Origin of the sequence: Streptomyces paromomycinus (assembly GCF_003865155.1) — a bacterium.
GTDB classification, from domain to species: Bacteria; Actinomycetota; Actinomycetes; order Streptomycetales; family Streptomycetaceae; genus Streptomyces; species Streptomyces chrestomyceticus.
Map to the genome: position 1 here is coordinate 6664472 of NZ_BHZD01000001.1, position 16500 is coordinate 6680971.

Annotated in this window: 18 protein-coding genes; 13 read left to right on the top strand and 5 right to left on the bottom strand. The window is 73.4% G+C overall.

What is annotated here, in order from left to right; genetic code table 11:
• Nucleotides 1–4: 4 nt before the first annotated feature.
• The gene (locus OEIGOIKO_RS28540) at nucleotides 5–946 is read left to right on the top strand and encodes a trypsin-like serine peptidase (RefSeq protein WP_125056403.1); all 942 of its coding nucleotides are present in this window, start codon (nucleotides 5–7) and stop codon (nucleotides 944–946) included.
• Nucleotides 947–980: 34 nt separating this feature from the next.
• On the opposite strand, the gene OEIGOIKO_RS28545 is transcribed toward OEIGOIKO_RS28540, so the two are convergent.
• Nucleotides 981–1679 carry a class I SAM-dependent methyltransferase gene (locus tag OEIGOIKO_RS28545; RefSeq protein ID WP_170251889.1) on the bottom strand — a complete coding sequence of 233 codons (699 nt, stop codon included), beginning with the start codon at nucleotides 1677–1679 and terminating at the stop codon, nucleotides 981–983.
• A gap of 302 nt (nucleotides 1680–1981) precedes the next feature.
• On the opposite strand from OEIGOIKO_RS28545, the gene OEIGOIKO_RS28550 reads away from it, so the two are divergent.
• The 4 genes from OEIGOIKO_RS28550 to OEIGOIKO_RS28565 are packed head-to-tail and all read left to right on the top strand — an operon-like array spanning nucleotide 1982 to nucleotide 4875.
• A complete protein-coding gene (locus tag OEIGOIKO_RS28550) occupies nucleotides 1982–2752 on the top strand; it encodes a tRNA-dependent cyclodipeptide synthase (protein ID WP_125056407.1) in 771 nt (256 codons plus the stop codon).
• Complete coding sequence (locus tag OEIGOIKO_RS28555; protein WP_125056409.1) at nucleotides 2749–3984, top strand: cytochrome P450; 1236 nt, start codon at nucleotides 2749–2751, stop codon at nucleotides 3982–3984. The genes OEIGOIKO_RS28550 and OEIGOIKO_RS28555 overlap by 4 nt, the downstream gene beginning before the upstream one ends.
• Nucleotides 3981–4547, top strand: a complete 567-nt coding sequence (locus OEIGOIKO_RS28560) for a nitroreductase family protein (protein WP_246177569.1) — start codon at nucleotides 3981–3983, stop codon at nucleotides 4545–4547. Before OEIGOIKO_RS28555 ends, OEIGOIKO_RS28560 begins: the two co-directional genes overlap by 4 nt.
• On the top strand, nucleotides 4531–4875 hold the full coding sequence (locus tag OEIGOIKO_RS28565; protein ID WP_218040009.1) for a DUF6092 family protein: 345 nt from the start codon (nucleotides 4531–4533) through the stop codon (nucleotides 4873–4875). The genes OEIGOIKO_RS28560 and OEIGOIKO_RS28565 overlap by 17 nt, the downstream gene beginning before the upstream one ends.
• A gap of 59 nt (nucleotides 4876–4934) precedes the next feature.
• On the opposite strand, the gene OEIGOIKO_RS28570 is transcribed toward OEIGOIKO_RS28565, so the two are convergent.
• Nucleotides 4935–5639 carry a SanA/YdcF family protein gene (locus OEIGOIKO_RS28570; protein ID WP_125056411.1) on the bottom strand — a complete coding sequence of 235 codons (705 nt, stop codon included), beginning with the start codon at nucleotides 5637–5639 and terminating at the stop codon, nucleotides 4935–4937.
• Between the two features lie 117 nt (nucleotides 5640–5756).
• Here OEIGOIKO_RS28570 and OEIGOIKO_RS28575 point away from each other — a divergent pair, with 117 nt between their 5' ends.
• A complete protein-coding gene (locus OEIGOIKO_RS28575) occupies nucleotides 5757–6191 on the top strand; it encodes a gamma-glutamylcyclotransferase family protein (protein ID WP_125056413.1) in 435 nt (144 codons plus the stop codon).
• Nucleotides 6192–6252: 61 nt separating this feature from the next.
• Here the strand turns inward: OEIGOIKO_RS28575 and OEIGOIKO_RS28580 are convergent, their stop codons facing one another.
• Entirely contained in the window at nucleotides 6253–6465 is a 213-nt protein-coding gene (locus OEIGOIKO_RS28580; RefSeq protein WP_125056415.1) for a DUF397 domain-containing protein, read from the bottom strand.
• Nucleotides 6462–7304 carry a helix-turn-helix domain-containing protein gene (locus OEIGOIKO_RS28585; protein WP_125056417.1) on the bottom strand — a complete coding sequence of 281 codons (843 nt, stop codon included), beginning with the start codon at nucleotides 7302–7304 and terminating at the stop codon, nucleotides 6462–6464. The genes OEIGOIKO_RS28580 and OEIGOIKO_RS28585 overlap by 4 nt, the downstream gene beginning before the upstream one ends.
• A gap of 98 nt (nucleotides 7305–7402) precedes the next feature.
• Between OEIGOIKO_RS28585 and OEIGOIKO_RS43090 the strand changes: the two genes are divergently transcribed.
• The 4 genes from OEIGOIKO_RS43090 (at nucleotide 7403) to OEIGOIKO_RS28605 (ending at nucleotide 10186) form a co-directional block, all read left to right on the top strand.
• On the top strand, nucleotides 7403–7789 hold the full coding sequence (locus tag OEIGOIKO_RS43090; protein WP_246177570.1) for a DUF7848 domain-containing protein: 387 nt from the start codon (nucleotides 7403–7405) through the stop codon (nucleotides 7787–7789).
• A gap of 144 nt (nucleotides 7790–7933) precedes the next feature.
• Nucleotides 7934–8968, top strand: coding sequence for an adenosine deaminase (locus tag OEIGOIKO_RS28595; protein WP_125056419.1), 1035 nt, complete (start codon nucleotides 7934–7936; stop codon nucleotides 8966–8968).
• A 173-nt stretch (nucleotides 8969–9141) separates the two neighbouring features.
• On the top strand, nucleotides 9142–9597 hold the full coding sequence (locus OEIGOIKO_RS28600) for a MarR family winged helix-turn-helix transcriptional regulator (protein ID WP_125056421.1): 456 nt from the start codon (nucleotides 9142–9144) through the stop codon (nucleotides 9595–9597).
• A 118-nt stretch (nucleotides 9598–9715) separates the two neighbouring features.
• Nucleotides 9716–10186, top strand: coding sequence for a nuclear transport factor 2 family protein (locus OEIGOIKO_RS28605; RefSeq protein ID WP_125056423.1), 471 nt, complete (start codon nucleotides 9716–9718; stop codon nucleotides 10184–10186).
• 18 nt (nucleotides 10187–10204) lie between these two features.
• Here OEIGOIKO_RS28605 and OEIGOIKO_RS28610 read toward each other — a convergent pair whose 3' ends face one another.
• Entirely contained in the window at nucleotides 10205–12367 is a 2163-nt protein-coding gene (locus tag OEIGOIKO_RS28610; RefSeq protein ID WP_125056425.1) for a molybdopterin oxidoreductase family protein, read from the bottom strand.
• 201 nt (nucleotides 12368–12568) lie between these two features.
• On the opposite strand from OEIGOIKO_RS28610, the gene OEIGOIKO_RS28615 reads away from it, so the two are divergent.
• From OEIGOIKO_RS28615 to OEIGOIKO_RS28625, 3 genes are all read left to right on the top strand, one after another.
• Nucleotides 12569–13525, top strand: a complete 957-nt coding sequence (locus OEIGOIKO_RS28615) for a sirohydrochlorin chelatase (protein ID WP_125056427.1) — start codon at nucleotides 12569–12571, stop codon at nucleotides 13523–13525.
• Nucleotides 13522–14871: a deoxyguanosinetriphosphate triphosphohydrolase gene (locus tag OEIGOIKO_RS28620; protein ID WP_125056428.1), complete on the top strand. Its 1350-nt coding sequence runs from the start codon at nucleotides 13522–13524 to the stop codon at nucleotides 14869–14871. The genes OEIGOIKO_RS28615 and OEIGOIKO_RS28620 overlap by 4 nt, the downstream gene beginning before the upstream one ends.
• Nucleotides 14872–15203: 332 nt before the next feature.
• Nucleotides 15204–16481: an NAD(P)/FAD-dependent oxidoreductase gene (locus OEIGOIKO_RS28625; protein WP_125056430.1), complete on the top strand. Its 1278-nt coding sequence runs from the start codon at nucleotides 15204–15206 to the stop codon at nucleotides 16479–16481.
• Nucleotides 16482–16500: the final 19 nt, after the last annotated feature.

A 16500-nucleotide genomic window follows, 5' to 3' on the forward strand; every position in this document is an offset into this window, starting at 1 on the left:
CCGGGTGAGCGCCGTCGGTGCCGGGCTCGCGCTGTGCCTCCTCGTGGCGCCCGCGAGCGGTGCGACCACCGCCGCCGATGACGCGGACGGTGGCGGCGGCAGCGGCCGTGGCGCGGGCGGCTGGACCAGCGAGGCCGCGGCCCGGTACTGGACGGCCGGGCGGATGGCGGCGGCCGTCCCGGCGGGTACGGGCAGCGGCAAGAGCGCGGCTGCGCCGGGGGAGAGCGCCGGTGCGCCCGGCGCGCGTGCCACGGCGGGCGCCGCCCGGTCCGCCCGGCACTTCGACGGCGTGCCCTCCGTCGGCGTGCTGTTCTCCGTCGACAAGGACGCGCGGGCCCACCACTGCACCGCGAGCGTCGTCCGCAGCCCGCACCGCAATCTGATCCTGACGGCCGGGCACTGCAAGCCGGGGTCCCGTGCGGCCTTCGTCCCGCAGTATCGTTCCGGCGCCACCGCCCAGCCGTACGGGGTCTGGGCGGTCGAACGCGGCTTCACCGACCCGCGGCGCACCGGCAGCGGCCCCGGATCGGACCTGGACTTCGCGTTCGCGACGGTCGCGCCGGACGGCGAGGGCCGCGCGCTGGAGTCGGTGACCGGCGGCAACGTCCTGCTGCGCACCCCCGGTTACTCCACGGACGTCACCGTCATCGGCTACCCGACCGTCCGCAACGACCCCGCCGACCAGGCCGTACGGTGCGACGTACGGACCAGCCGGCTCACCGGACAGCGGCAACTGCGCATGGAGTGCGGCGGGTTCTACGGCGGCACGTCGGGCGGTCCGTGGCTGAGCCGCTTCGACGAGCGGACGAAGACCGGGTACGTGGTCGGCAACATCGGCGGCCTGAACGGCGGCGGCCCGTCCGGCCCGGACAGCCACCGGACGTCCTACAGCCCGTACTACGGCTCGGAGATCTTCCGGCTCTACGCCCGCGCCGTCGCCCGGTGACGGGTACGGATCGCGGTGCCGTGCGGCTCCGTGCCTACCCGGAGCGGTCCGAAGGGGACGCGGGCCGGGCGGAGCTGCTGGAGGTCCCCGGCGGGGCCGGCCGGGCGTGCAGGAAGAGGTGTTCCTCCTCCGCGCCCATGATGCCGGTGCCCGGCCGCACCTCGATCTCCTCGACCGTCAGCCCGGCGAGCTCGGCGCGGCGCCGCAGGTCCTGGCGGGTGCACCGAGGTGGCTGATACGTCCCGTAAAGGCCCTCGACGGGTGTGTCGCCAGGGCGTTCGGGAACGCCGACGACGACGGTCCCGCCGGGCCGGGTGAGCGAGGCGAAGCGGGCCAGCGCCGAGACGAACACCGGCTCGGGGAGGTTCATCAGGCAGAAGAAGCTGACCACGGTGTCGAACGTGCCCAGTGCGGTGGCCTGTTCGCCGAGCAGGTCCACCAGGAGGAAGCGGGCCTGGGGCACGTTGGCGCGCGCCGCCGCCAGCATCGCCTCCGACACGTCGATCCCGGTGACGTCCAGCCCGCCCGCACACAACTGTGCACAGGTGGGCTGTCCGGTGCCGCAGCCCGCGTCGAGCGCCCGGGCCCCGCGTGGCAGGCGCGTCAGCAGCCGCTCGACGACGGCGATCTGGGAATGCTGGTGGGCGGGTGCCACTTCGGCATAGCGTGCGGCGACCCGGTCGGCCACTCGCGCGGCCTCTCTGCCGTACGGAGTCATTTCCTCTGCTGTCATGAGGGCTCGCCTTTCCGGATGCGCTTCATTTGCCATGCTCTCCCGTTCGCCAGGTCCGTAAGCGGAACGCGTCGAAAAGATCGCACACCGGCGCGCCGGAGCATTCATTCGTACTGCGCGCCATGCGGGAAACGTGCAGGTGGGCTGAACGGGTGAAATGGGCGGGGGTGGCGGTCGGCACGCGGCGGCTCCGGGCACTCAGAAAGTAACGCACTCGGTGGTGCGGGCAGGGCGCGACGAACCGCGGGGGTGACCGGGCGGCCGCTTTCCCTGTCCCGTTTCCGGCAGTCAGGAGGTTGGGTATGGGTGTGCCGCGGGCTGCGGTGAATTTCCGCACGCGTCCTCTCACTGACCGGTGTGACCGTATTCGCCGGCGCGGTGATCACGCGCTGATCGGAGTGAGCACGAACAACAGTTATTTCAGCGCTGAACGGCTCACCGCGCTGGTGCACTGGGCGCAGGGACAGTTCCGGGCCGTCGACATCATCTGTGCCGACCTCCACATAGACACCGTGCTGACCGCTGAGGGGGCGGCTCCGGAGAGTGTCGGAAAGCGCGCTCGCAAACGTGTCACCGATGCGCGCCGGAGAATCCGCAAAGCCGTCCAGGCGGCCTCGCCCGACGGCCCGCTGCCCGGCGCCCACATGTTGTCTGACTTCCGGCACAATGACGCCTACCAGCGTCTGCGGGCGGACATCGACAAGGCCTTGTGTGAGGACACGGAATTCTCGGAAGCCTGCCACGACATGGTCCGTCTCCATATGCTGAGCCAGCCGCAGAAGGCGGACGGAACGCATGCCGTTGCCGGATCCGGGGACGGCGGCCCGGCAGACGTGGCGGAATCCGACCAGCTACGGGCCGGCCTGCAGTACCTGTGCGGCGAACTGCCTTTCTTCGTGGACACCCCGAGCATTCTCGGCGTTCCCTCGTCGGTTTCCTGCTACCACCTGTTCACGCCCGTCCTCGGGCCGCTGTGCATGAGGGAAAACGGTCTGCGAGCGGCGGAGAACCAGGCGTTCCTCGCGGTGACGCCGAACGACGCTCCCACGAACGGGGAAGGGGACGTGACATGAGCGGACAGCCTCCCGGCGAGCCGGCCGCCCACCCCGCCGGTACGGACGTGGCCTTCCCGCTCTCCCGGCGCGGTGACGTCGTCCCCGACGAGTGCGCCTGGCTGCGCGACGAGCGCCCGGTCGCCCGGGTGCGCACGCTGGCCGGCGACCCGGCATGGCTGGTGTCCACCTACGACCTGGCCACCCGCGTCCTGGAAGACGAGACCTTCAGCCTCTCCGCCACCGCCGCCCCCGGCGCGCGCCAGCAGTACGCGCCCACCTTCCCCGTCCAGATCCGCAAGAACCTGTCGCGCATCAAGGACGAGGGGATGCGGGACGCCGTGATGCAGGCCCTGTCGCCCCGCGCGGTCAAGCAGGCGGCCGGCCGGTTCCGGCAACGGGCCGATGCGCTGATCGACGAGGTGTTGGCCGAGGGCCCGCCCGTCGACCTCAAGGCACGGTTCACCGACCCGTACACCGCGTACGTGATGTGCACCGTCCTGGGGCTGCCCGACGACGACTGGCGACGGCTGATGAGCGGCCTGGACATCAGCATCATGACCACGCCCCGCCCCTTCGAAGGCACCTTGGCCAACTGGGACAAAGGCATGGCCCACATGGCCGGGCTGCTGCGGGCGCCCGGCGCGACCGACGCGCCCGGCCTCCTCGGCGCGCTGGCACGGCTCCGCGCCGACAGCGGCGACGGGGAGGAGGCGGACACCGACGAACACCTCACGATGACGCTGCACTCCCTGTTCGAAGCGGGAGCGGTCAGCACCGCCGCCTTCCTGACGCTGGCGATCATGCTGCTGCTCCGCGACACCGGACAACGGCAGTGGCTGGCGGACCACCCCGAGGCCATCGGCCCGGCGGTGGAGGAACTGCTGCGCTACAACCTGTCCATCGGTGACGCGCTGGCGCGCGTCGCCACCCGGGACACCGAACTGGGCGGTACCCCCGTCGCCGCGGGCGATCTCGTGCTCGTCCTGGTCGAAGGCGCCAACCACGACCCGGCCGTCTTCCGTGACCCGGGCCGGCTGGATTTGACCCGGACCCCCAACCCCCACCTGGCGTTCGGCAGCGGCCGCCACTACTGCCCGGCCACCGCGCTGGCCCGGGCCCACGCGGCCACCGCGCTCACCGCCCTGCTCGCGCGCCTGCCCGGCCTGCGGCTCGCCATCCCTGCCGACGAGGTGAACTGGCGCTCCGGCTGGATCAAGCGCACCCCCGAACGCCTGCCGGTGCTCTGGTGACACGCCCCGCCGGGACCACGCCCGAGGCGACCGACTCCGCGGCGGCACGAACGGCGTTCCTGAACCTGCTGCGGTCGCGGGCGGTGGTGCGCCGCTACACCGGCGAACCGGTCGACGACACGCTGCTCGACGCACTGCTGGACGTCATGCCCGCGGCACCCACGGCCGCCAACAAGCAGGCATGGGGTTTCGTGGCCGTCCGGGACCCCTACACGGTGCGCTGCCTGCGGGCCTTCGCGCCGGGCATGATCGGCCTGCCGCCACTGGTGGTCACGGCGTGCTTCGACCGCGACCGGGCCGCCCGGGAGGACAGCGGGTCCGCGGACGTCGGGCTGCTGTGCGTGGCCATGGCCGTACAGAACCTGCTCCTGGCCGCGCACGCGACCGGCCTGGGCGGCTGTCCCGTCAGCAGCTTCTCCCGGACCGCCGTGGGCCGCCTGCTGGCACTGCCACCGCACCTCGAACCCCTCCTCCTCGTACCGGTCGGCCATCCGGCGGGCCCGGTGCGCCCCTCCGCCCGACGCCACCGTGACGAAGTGATCCGCCATGGCACCTGGACCTGACCGGCCGACGACCGCACCGGACCTGACCGATGACATCGTCCTGCTGGCCGCCTTCCTCCTCAGCAGCGCCCACGGCCTGCTGGACGAACCCCCGGCGTACGGCCCGGTCCGCTGCGCCGACGGCGCCCGGCGCGCCCTCGAACTGCTCGACGCGTACGGGGAGCCGGACCCGGCTCTGCTGAGCGTCCGCACGCAGCTGGAGGACGCGATGTGCGGCTCCATGGCCGACGTGGACCTGCCCTCCCTGCTCCGTACGGCGTGCGAGCAGATGCTGGACGTCGTCACGGCCCGCCGGACGGGGGCGCCGCACGTGCCGGCCACCGGCTGACGTCGCATACCGCACAGCCGTGGCACATCACCCTGCCGTGGCACACCGCGGCGCCGCCGTCACCGCAGCGCCACCGCCACCCCGTCCTCCTTCGGCCCGAGGAAGCGCGGATCGGGCCGTACGGCGGCCTCGGCTGCCGCCTTCGCCGCCGCGAACACCTCGCGGGTCCCGCCGTAGTACCAGGTGACATCGTGCCGGTCGTCGACGCCGACCCCGTACGCGTCGACACCGGCCGCACCGCACAGCGCCAGCGCGCGCCGGATGTGGAAGCCCTGGCTCACCAGGACGGCCCGGTCCACGCCGAAGACCCGGTGGGCGCGGGCGCACGAGTCCCAGGTGTCGAAACCGGCGAAGTCACTGACGATCCGGTCCGTCGGGACGCCGTGCGCGACCAGGTACCGGCGCATGGCGTCCGGCTCGTCGTAGTCCGCGCGGCTGTTGTCGCCGGTCACCAGGAGCGCGCGGACCGTGCCCCGCTCGTACAGGCGGGCGGCGGCGTCCAGCCGGTGCGCCAGGTACGGGGACGGCTCACCGTCCCACAGGCCCGCGCCGAAGACGACGGCCACCGGCGCGGCGGGCACGTCCTCCACCGTACGGATGCGGGACGCCACCGCGGCGTTCAGCCACGTCGCCGGCAGCAGCGCCAGGACGCAGGCCAGCACGGTGACCTGGAAGGCCCGCCGCTGCCCGCGCCGCGTCCGGGGCAGACGCACCCGGCTCCGGATGCGCCGCAGCCGCCCTTCCGGCTGTGCCTGCTGTGTCATCTGTTGCCCCCGTTGTTCTTGTTGCCACCGCAAGCAGCGACGCGCCGAGGCCTGGCATGGTTGCGGGAACCCGGGGCCGGTCCCCGCCCCGAACCGCACACGAAGGAGCCCGCCCGGATGACCACCGAGCCCGAGCGCCTGCCGTTCTTCGTCTACGGAACGCTGCGCCCCGGCCGGGCCAACTACGCCCGGTGCCTGCGCGGCCGCACGACGGCCGAGGAATCCGCACTGGTCAGAGGCGTCTCGCTGTACGAGGGGCCAGGCTACCCGTACGCCGTTCCGGGCCCCGTCGAAGCTGTCGTGCACGGCGACCTCATAGCGCCGCGCGCGGACGTCCACGACGCCGTGCGCGCCGCCCTGGACCGGCTGGAGGGATACGTACCGGGCGGCCCCGGCAACCTCTACGAGCGGGTGGTGCGGCGAGCCGAGTGCGCGGACGGCCGGACCGTACGGGCCTGGGTGTACGTGGCCGCCGAACCGCTAGCGGACCACCTGCGCGCGTCCGGCACGCCCGTACACGGCGGCGAATGGCCGAGCGGACGCACCTGCTGAAAACCCCGCCACTCCGGTGGGAGCGGCGGGGCTCAAGCCCGGGCAACGCGACCGCGCCACATCACGTGACGGAGAACGCGCCACCTTTGACGCCCGCGACGAACTCGGCGAACGCACGGGTGGGGACGGAGAGAACGGGGCCGTTCGGGTTCTTGCTGTCCCGGACGGGGACTATGCCGGTGGTCGCCTGCGCCGGGGCCCACTCGACACAGGAGCCACCGTTGCCGCTGTAGGAAGACTTGGACCAGATGAGGGTTTGGCGGTCGGTGGTCACGAGGTGCCCTTTCGTATGCGCTGGATCATGGCTACTGACTCTGCTTGGGAAAGTGCGGCCGTCTGTAGCTGATGGTAGGCCTTCACCAGCGGTAGGACGGAGGTCAGTTCCCGATCCAGAAGGCCTTGGGTTTCCGACTCGACGTAGGACATCACGGATCGATCGGGCAGGGTCAGCAGGTTCACGAGCCGGTTGAACGGCCGCCGCTCGCCCATGGCGAAGGGAGCCACCTGGAGAGTGGTGTCCGGCTGGTCGGCGAACTCGACCAGCCGGGCCAACTGGGCGTCCATCGCGGCAGGCCCGCCGATCGGCCGCCGGATGCAGCTCTCGTCCAGGACCACGATCACCACGGGAGCGACGCGCCGCACCAGCGATGCCTGACGCGCCACCAGGAAGTCGACGCGTTCACAAGCCTGTTCAGGGCTGATCGTGCCCCGCCGCACGTTGCCCTCTTCCAGGGCGCTCGCGTACTCCGGTGTCTGGAGCAGCCCGGGAATCGCTCCTACTTCGAACAGCCGGATCTCCGCCGCGCGGGCCTCCTGCCCCAGGTACTCCGGGAAGCCTTCCAGCAAGCTGCCGTTACGGATCTCCGCCCACGCGCGTTCGAACGATTCGGTGGTTCCCGCCAGTCCGAGGGAGGTGTCGACAGCGCGCGAAAAGCGGAGCGTTGGCGGTTTGCGTCCGGTTTCCACCGCCGAGATATGCCTGCCCGAGTAACCGATCCATGCGGCCAGGTCGTCCTGCTTCCATCCGCGCGCCTCCCGCGCGCTGCGCAGACGCGCGCCGTACGCCGCCTTCGGCCCGGCCTCCGGGTTGAGCTCCTTGAGGTTGACCAACATGCCCTCCGTTTCCAGAACGTTGAAGACGGGGCAACCGTAGGCCCATTCTGGCCCCCTCCGGTAGTTGAACGAACACGGAGAGGAACGGAGGACCGCGAGTGACCAGCCCGAACCCCGGCTCCAGCCGGAAAGATTTCACCCGGCTCATGCGCTCCAGCGGGCACGACGGCGTGCTCTTCCTGCGCACCGGCGGCGGCAGTGACGCCGCCCCCGACCACCCCCGACGCGAAGGCACGGCCATGACCTTTCCCATCCCGACGCGTACAGACCTCCAGATCACCGGCATCCGGAAGCACGTCGCCGAATGCGTCACGCCCGTCGAGGACGCGCCGTGCGGAGCCCGTTCCGACGTCTGGGACTCGCCCCGGCCCCTGGATGTGTGGATTCGCGCCCATGCGGACGAGCACGAGCACAAGAAGTACGTGAAGCACACGGAGGAGGCCGTCAACGTCTTCTCCAGGCCCGCCGGGGAGCGGCGCGCGTAAGGAAGAGCTGCGGGAACGGCGCGCCGGACGGCCGCCCCGGCTGCTCACCCGGCGCCGCCGCCCCGTTAATCTGGACGACTTCCCCGAACCACACAGGACCCGGGAGCCCCGGCAGTCCCAGCAGCAGACAGGTGTGATCCCAGCGTGCCCCCCACCTCCCCGGCCCCGGACCCGGCCCAGAACGCGGCGGACGGCCCGTTCCCCAAGGCGGAACTGCACCTCCACATCGAAGGCACCCTGGAACCCGAGCTGGCCTTCGCCCTCGCCGAGCGCAACGGCGTCACCCTGCCGTACGCCACCGAGGACGAACTGCGCCGCGCGTACTCCTTCAGCGACCTCCAGTCGTTCCTGAACCTCTACTACGCGCTGATGGCCGTCCTGCGCACCGAGGACGACTTCGCCGACCTCACCCACGCCTACCTGGCCCGCGCGCAGGCACAGGGCGTCCGGCACGCGGAGATCTTCTTCGACCCGCAGGCGCACACCGCGCGCGGCGTGCCCGTCGGCACGGTGATCGAGGGCCTGACGCGCGCCCTGGACACCGCCGAGGAGCGGTACGGCATCACCACCCGCCTGATCATGTGCTTCCTGCGCGACGAGAGCGCCGAGTCGGCCCTCGCCACCTTCGAGGCGGCCCGCCCCTACCTCGACCGGATCACCGCCGTCGGCCTGGACTCGGCCGAGGTCGGGCACCCGCCGTCGAAGTTCGCCGAGGTCTACGCGCTGGCGCGGGAGGCCGGGCTCAAGTGCGTGGCGCACGCGGGCGAGGAAGGCCCGCCGTCGTACGTCTGGGAGGCACTGGACGTCCTGGGCGTGGACCGCGTCGACCACGGCGTGCGCTGCCTGGAGGACGAGAAGCTGGTCGCCCGCCTGGTCGCCGACCAGGTGCCGCTCACCGTCTGCCCGCTGTCCAACGTCCGGCTGCGTGTCATCGGCGAACTGGCCGACCACCCGCTGCCCGCCATGCTGGAAGCGGGCCTGCTGGTCACCGTCAACTCCGACGACCCCGCCTACTTCGGCGGCTACGCCGACGACAACTTCACCGCCGTACGCGACGCCCTGAACCTGGACGAGGAGACCCTGCGCACCCTCGCCCGCAACTCCTTCCGCGCGTCCTTCCTGGACGAGCCGACCCGCGAGGCGTACCTCAAGGAGGTCGAGGCGCACGGGCGGGGGTGACCGGGGGCCGGGTCGGGCCGGGCTTGGTCGGGCCGGGCCAGGGCACGGCCGTCCCCGGCTGCCGGCCGCGTGACCGGCGCCACCGTTGACCTCAAGTGCGGTTGAGTTCCTAGGTTCTTCCTCATCGGACGCGAAGCCCGCAGCGGCTCGCGACGGACGGAGGAGGCACCACCATGGAGTACTCGCACGACGACGCCGCACTGGCCGGCCAGCCCATCGGTTACTGGGCCTGGGCCGCCCACACGGCGGCCGTCACCCACATCCGTGCCGGGCTGGCCCGCCACGGTCTGAGCCAGCCCCAGTGGTGGGTGCTCAACCAGCTCGTGGGCCACGCCGGCGGCCGCGACCGGGCGGAGGTGGCCGATATGCTCAAGGGCTATCTGGACACCGGCGCCGACGGCATCGGCGTGGCCGCCGACGATCTCCTCGACCGCGGCCTCGCCGCCGCCGACGGCGACCGGCTGCACATCACCGCCGACGGCGCGGCCCTGCACGCCACCTGCGCCGCTCTCCAGGTGGAGATGCGCGCCCGGATCCACGACGGCATCAGCGACGAGGAGTACGTCCGCACGCTCAAGGTGCTCCAGCGGATGATCCACAACGTGGACGGGAAGATGTGGCACCACTGAGGGCGCCGGTCCGTCCCCTTACCTCCGGGGTAATCGACCGGCCTCCCCGCCCACGGCAGCATCGGACGCACCGGCGGGAACCCCCGCCGGGCCCGGCCGCACCCGCGAGGAGAGCGCCATGACCGCCGACCCCACCGCCGATCCCACCGCCGGCGCCCCCGGTACGGCCACGGACGGGACACCGGTCGCCGATACCACCCGGGCCGTCGTGCAGCAGTTCCTCGCCGCCCGGATGGCCGGGGACACCGGGAGGCTCACGGAACTGTTCGCCGACGAGGTCGACTGGCTGCTCGCCGAGAACCCCGCCGTCCCGTGGATCCGCCCCCGGACCACGGGCGCCGAATGCGCGGCCCAGGCGGAGGAACTGGCGGCCCACACCGTCCCCGAGGAAGCCCGCGCCTCGGTCGACGCCTTCCTGGTCGACGGCACCGACGCCGTCCTGACGGGCCACGTCTCGGGAACCGTACGCGCGACGGGCAAGACCTTCGAGGGCCCGTTCGCCCTGCGCCTCACCGTCGAGAACGGCCGTATCACCCGCCACCACCTCTACGAGAACAGCGTCTCGATCGCCGAGGCCTGTACGCCGTAAAGGCGCGAGCCTTCGCCTCTACGATTCCTCCACCGGTTCCAGCCGTACCGCGCACATCTTGAACTCCGGCATCCCCGACACCGGGTCCAGCGCCGGATTCGTCAGCGTGTTGGCGCGGCCGGGGCCCGGCCAGTGGAAGGGCATGAAGACGGTGTCCGCGCGGATCGCCTCGCTGAAGCGGGCGGGAGCCACCGCCCGGCCGCGGCGGGAGACCACCGCGACCAACCGGCCGTCCTCGATGCCGTACTGCCGGGCGAGCCGGGGGTGGATCTCCACGTACGGCCCTGGCGCCGCGGTGGCCAGCTCCGGGACGCGGCGGGTCTGGGCGCCCGACTGGTACTGGGCCAGCACCCGGCCGGTCGTCAGCACCACGGGGTAGCGGTCGTCGGGCTCCTCGGCCGCCGGGCGGTGGGTGACCGGGGCGAAGCGGGCCCGGCCGTCGGGGGTCGCGAAACGGTCCAGGAAGAGGCGCGGGGTGCCGGGGTGGTCCTCGCCGGAGCAGGGCCAGAAGACGCCGTCCTCGGCGGCGATTCTGCGGTAGGTGATGCCGGCGTAGTCGGCGGGGCCGCCGGCCGAGGCGCGGCGCAGTTCGTCGAAGGTCTCCTCCGGGTCGGCGGGGAACCCCTTCTCCCAGCCGAGGAGGGCGGCGAGGGAATGGAGGACCTGGAGGTCCGTACGGACGCCGGGAGGCGGGGGCAGGGCGCGGCGCCGCAGCAGGACCCGGCCCTCCAGGTTGGTCGTCGTGCCGGTCTCCTCGGCCCACTGGGCCACCGGAAGGACGACGTCCGCGAGGGTCGCCGTCTCGGAGAGCACCACATCGGCCACCGCGAGGAAGTCCAGTGCCCGGATGCGCTGTTCGACATGGGCGGCGCGGGGTGCGGAGACGACGGGGTTGGAGCCCATCAGGAGGAGGGCGCGTACGTCCCGGCCCAGCGCGTCCAGCAGCTCGTACGCGCTGCGTCCGGGGCCCGGGAGGGACTCCGGCGGTACGCCCCACACCTCCGCCACGTGCGCCCGCGCGGCCGGGTCGGACAGCTTCCGGTAGCCCGGCAACTGGTCGGCCTTCTGGCCGTGTTCGCGGCCGCCCTGCCCGTTGCCCTGGCCGGTCAGGCACCCGTACCCGGAGTGCTCGCGGCCGGCGTGGCCGGTCGCCAGGCACAGGTTGATCCACGCGCCGACCGTGTCCGTGCCCTTGGACTGCTGCTCGGGCCCGCGGGCCGTGAGCACCATGGCGCTGTCCGCCGCGCAGAAGAGCCGTACGGCCGCACGGAGTTGGGGGACCGGTACGCCGGTGACACGCTCGGCCAGTTCCGGCCAGTGCGCCATCGCCGCGGCCCGCGCCGCCGGCCAGCCGCTGGTGCGCGCCGCGATGAACTCCTCGTCCGTACGTCCCTCCGCCACCACCAGGTGCAGCAGGCCGAGCGCGAGGGCCAGATCGGTGCCGGGGCGCGGCGCCAGGTGCAGGTCGGCCTGCTCGGCCGTACGGGTACGGCGCGGGTCGACGACGATCAGCCGGCCGCCGTTCTCCTTCAGCTCGGTCAGGTAGCGCAGCGCGGGCGGCATGGTTTCGGCCAGGTTGGAGCCGACCAGGACGACGCAGCCGGTGCGGGCGATGTCGGCCAGCGGGAAGGGCAGCCCGCGGTCCAGGCCGAAGGCCCGCTGGTGTGCGGCGGCGGCCGAGGACATGCAGAACCGGCCGTTGTAGTCGATCTGCGACGTGCCGAGCACCACCCGCGCGAACTTGCCCAGCGCGTACGCCTTCTCGTTGGTCAGCCCGCCCCCGCCGAAGACGCCCACCGCGTCCTTGCCGTGCGCGGCGCCGGTGCGGGACAGGCCCGCGGCGACCCGCGCGAGGGCGGTGTCCCAGTCCGCCGGTACGAGACGGCCGGTCGCCGGGTCGCGGACCAGCGGCTCGGTCAGCCGGGCGCCCGGCGCGAGCAGGCGGGCGGCGGTACGGCCCTTGCCGCACAGGGCGCCGCGGTTGACGGGGAAGGCGGGGCGTTCCACCACCTCGGCGGGGGCGTCCGAGGTGCCCGCAGGGAGGCGGCGCAGGCCCATGCCGCACTGGAGGGAGCAGTACGGACAGTGGGTGTCCACGGGCTCGCCCGGGTCCGGGAGCGGGGCCGAGACCGTGGCCGGGGCCGCCGGGGTGGCGGTGGTGCGGGGGGTGGCGGCGTTCATACGGCCAGCCTGCGCCGCCTGTGTTTCCGCCGGTCCGGGGCGGCGTTACGAGCCGGGGAAGCGTGCCTCACGGTGCCCGTACGGGGGAGGTGAGGAGGCCGGGGGACCCCTCACGCCCGCCCCCGGCGGCCCGTCAGCCACCGGAAACCAGCCGTCACATCCGCGCAACGGCCCGGCAACGCCCGGCTGCCAGGCTCCCCCATGAAGGCGTCGACCCCGCCCCCGCCGCCCGCGGCCCCTTCGGGCACCGCGGTCCCCTTCGACAGTACGGCGCAGCTCATGACGGAGTTCAGCACCCAGCTCGGCGACCGGCTCAGCCGGGTCCGGCTGCGCGGCCTGCCCCCGCGGCCCCCGGCCTTCCGCCCGTCGGAGGCCCCTCGTCCCGTCCGTCCGCCGGACGCCCCTCGCCCCACCCTCGTAGCCGTGGCGCACGGCAGCCGCGACCCCGCCGCGCTGCGTACCGTCACCGCCCTCCTGGACCGGGTACGGGAACTGCGCCCCGGACTCGCCGTCCGCCTCGGTCACATCGAGCTGAACGCGCCTCTGCTCCCGGACACCCTGGCGCAACTGGACGGCCAGGCCGTCGCCGTACCGCTGCTGCTGGCCCGCGGGCTGCACGCCGACCACGACATCCCGGCCGCGCTGGCCGACGCGCCGCACCTCGTGACGCGCCTCGCCCGCCCGCTCGGCCCGCACCCCCTGCTCGCCGAAGCCCTGCACGCCCGCCTCGAAGAGGCCGGCGCCCGGCGGCCGAACGCCGTCGTCCTGGCCGCCGCCGGGTCGCGCGCGCCCGAATCGGCCGCCGACACGGCCCGTACGGCGCGGCTCCTGTCCCATCGGCTCGGCGGCGTACCCGTCCTGCCCGCCTACGCCTCCGCCCCCACGGACGACGGCCCGCCCGGCACCCCGCTCTCCGTCCCCGCCGCGCTGCGCGCCCTCGCCGCCCGCGGCCACCGGCGGCCCGCCCTCGCCTCCTGCTTCGCCGCGCCCGGCCGCTTCGCCGCCCAGTGCGCCGCGGCCGCCCCCGGGCCCGCCGCCGCACCGCTCGGCGACCACCCCGCGCTGGCCCGGCTGGTCCTGCACCGTTACGACCAGGCACTCGCCGCCCGCGGCGGGTGCGTCCAGGACACCCTCGGGGCGGCTACCGTCACCGTATGACGGGCACACGAACGACGGGCCGCGAAGCGGGCCACAACGGTACGGGGTACGGAGCGGCCGACACCGAACGCTGGGTCCCCGAGCCCGACAAACGCCCGGGCCGCACCGCCTTCCAACGCGACCGGGCCCGGGTGCTGCACTCCGCCGCGCTGCGCCGCCTCGCGGGCAAGACCCAGGTCGTCACCCCGGGCAGCACCGAACACCTGTGGGACGCCAGCCCGCGCACCCGCCTCACCCACTCCCTGGAGTGCGCCCAGGTCGGCCGCGAACTCGGCGCGGCGCTCGGCTGCGACCCGGACCTGGTGGAGACCGCCTGCCTCGCCCACGACCTGGGCCACCCGCCGTTCGGGCACAACGGCGAACAGGCGCTGAACGAGGTGGCCGCGCCCTGCGGCGGCTTCGAGGGCAACGCCCAGTCGCTGCGGCTGCTCACCCGCCTGGAACCGAAACGGTTCGTCCCCGACACCGACGGCACGGCCGTCAGCGTCGGCCTCAACCTCACCCGCGCCGCCCTGGACGCCGCGACCAAGTACCCCTGGCCGCGCGGCGGCCACCCCACCGACCCCGGTTCGGCCAAGTTCGGCGTCTACGAGGACGACCTGCCGGTCTTCACCTGGTTCCGGCAGGGCGCGCCGGAGGCGGCCCGCAGCTTCGAGGCGCAGGTCATGGACTGGGCCGACGACGTGGCGTACTCGGTGCACGACGTGGAGGACGGCCTGCACGCCGGCTACCTGGACCCGAACTGCCTGCTCGCCGAGCCCGAACGTGCCGAAGTGTTCGCGATCGCCGCCGCACGTTACGCGCCCGGCGCCGACCCGGCGGAACTGGGCGAAGCCCTCGACCGCCTGCTCGACCAGGAGTGGTGGCCGCACGGCTACGACGGCACGGCCGTCGCCCAGGCCCGCCTGAAGGACGCCACCAGCCAGCTCATCGGCCGCTTCTGCCTCGCCGCCGAGACCGCCACCCGCGCCGAGTGGGGCCACCTCCCGGGCCGGCCGGGCACCGGGGGACTCACCCGGCACCGCGCCCGGCTCGTCGTACCGCCCGGAACCCGGCTGGAATGCGCCGTGTTGAAGGCGGTCGCGGAACGCTACGTCATGCGCCGCCCCGACCAGGAGGCGCTCCGCGCCGACCAGCGCGTCGTCATCGCCGAACTGGCCGAGGCACTGGTCGCCCGCGCACCCGACGGCCTGGACCCGCAGTTCCGCGCCCTGTACGACCGGGCCGAGGCGGCGGGCGACGACACCGCCAGGATGCGCGCCCTGATCGACCAGATCGCCGCCCTCACCGACGCCTCGGCACGCTCCCTGCACGCCCGGCTCACCCGGCCGCGGGGCACGCTCTGACCAGCGGCGCCCGCGCCGCCGGGCCACCATGGACGGGACCGGCGCGCCCCCTGGGCAACGGGCCCTCTTCCCGCGGCACGCCCGCTGCGGGACGCTCGGGCTTGAGTGCGGCGTACCGGGGAAACAAAAACAGGTGCACGACGACACGCCGGGGTGGACGGCCGCGGAACGCGATATGACAGAGCCGCGTCGCACGACCGGGCGGGGACACGCGGCCGCCCGCGCCGGGCAGTAGGCGGCGCAAGCACTGCGGGGGGTAGAACGGAGAACGGGGGCACGACCGGGGGCGTTCACGGACGCGGACGCACCGCGCCGCAGCGAGGAGGAAGCAAGTGGTCGACGCACACCAGACGTTCGTCATCGTCGGGGGTGGCCTGGCCGGGGCAAAGGCCGCCGAGACCCTTCGTGCGGAAGGCTTCACCGGCCGGGTGATACTGATCTGTGACGAGCGCGACCACCCGTACGAGCGCCCCCCGCTCTCCAAGGGGTACCTGCTCGGCAAGGAGGAGCGGGACAGCGTCTTCGTCCACGAGCCCGCCTGGTACGCCGGCGCGGACATCGAACTGCACCTCGGCCAGCCCGCCGTCCACCTCGACCCGGCGGCCCGCACGGTCCGGCTCGGCGACGGCACGCTGATCGCGTACGACAAGCTCCTGCTGGCCACCGGCGCCGAGCCGCGCCGCCTGGAGATCCCCGGCACCGACCTGGTCGGCGTCCACCACCTGCGTCGCCTGGCGCACGCCGAGCGGCTGCGCGGCGTCCTGCAGTCCCTCGGCCGGGACAACGGCCACCTCGTCATCGCCGGGGCCGGCTGGATCGGCCTGGAAGTCGCCGCCGCCGCCCGCTCGTACGGCGCCGAGGTGACCGTCGTGGAACCCGAGCCGACCCCGCTGCACAGCGTCGTCGGGCCCGAACTGGGCAGCCTCTTCACCGACCTGCACCGCGAGCACGGCGTCCGCTTCCACTTCGGCGCCCGGCTGACCGAGATCGCCGGACAGGACGGCGTGGTGCTGGCCGCGCGCACCGACGACGGCGAGGAGCACCCGGCCCACGACGTGCTCGCCGCGATCGGCGCCGCCCCCCGCACCTCCCTGGCCGAACAGGCCGGGCTCACCCTGGTCGACCCGGCACACGGCGGCGGCGTCGCCGTGGACGCCGCGCTGCGCACCTCCGATCCGCACATCTACGCGGCCGGTGACATCGCCGCCTTCCCGTACTCCCTGCTGTCCGCCGAGGACGGCGAACCGGCCGGGCTGCGCGTCGAGCACTGGGCCAACGCCCTCAACGGCGGCCCCGCCGCGGCCCGCGCCATGCTCGGCCAGGACGTCACCTACGACCGGATCCCCTACTTCTTCTCCGACCAGTACGACGTCGGACTGGAGTACTCCGGCTACGCGCCCCCGGGCTCGTACGACCAGGTGGTCTGCCGCGGCGACGTCGGCAAGCGCGAGTTCATCGCCTTCTGGCTGAGCGAGGGGCGGCTGCTGGCGGGCATGAACGTCAACATGTGGGACGTCACCGGGCCGATCCAGCAGCTCATCCGCTCGGGCCGGGCCCTCGACCCGAACGCGCTGGCCAATCCGCAGGTGGCCCTGGACTCGCTGCTCTGAGCCCGGGACGCCGGGCGCG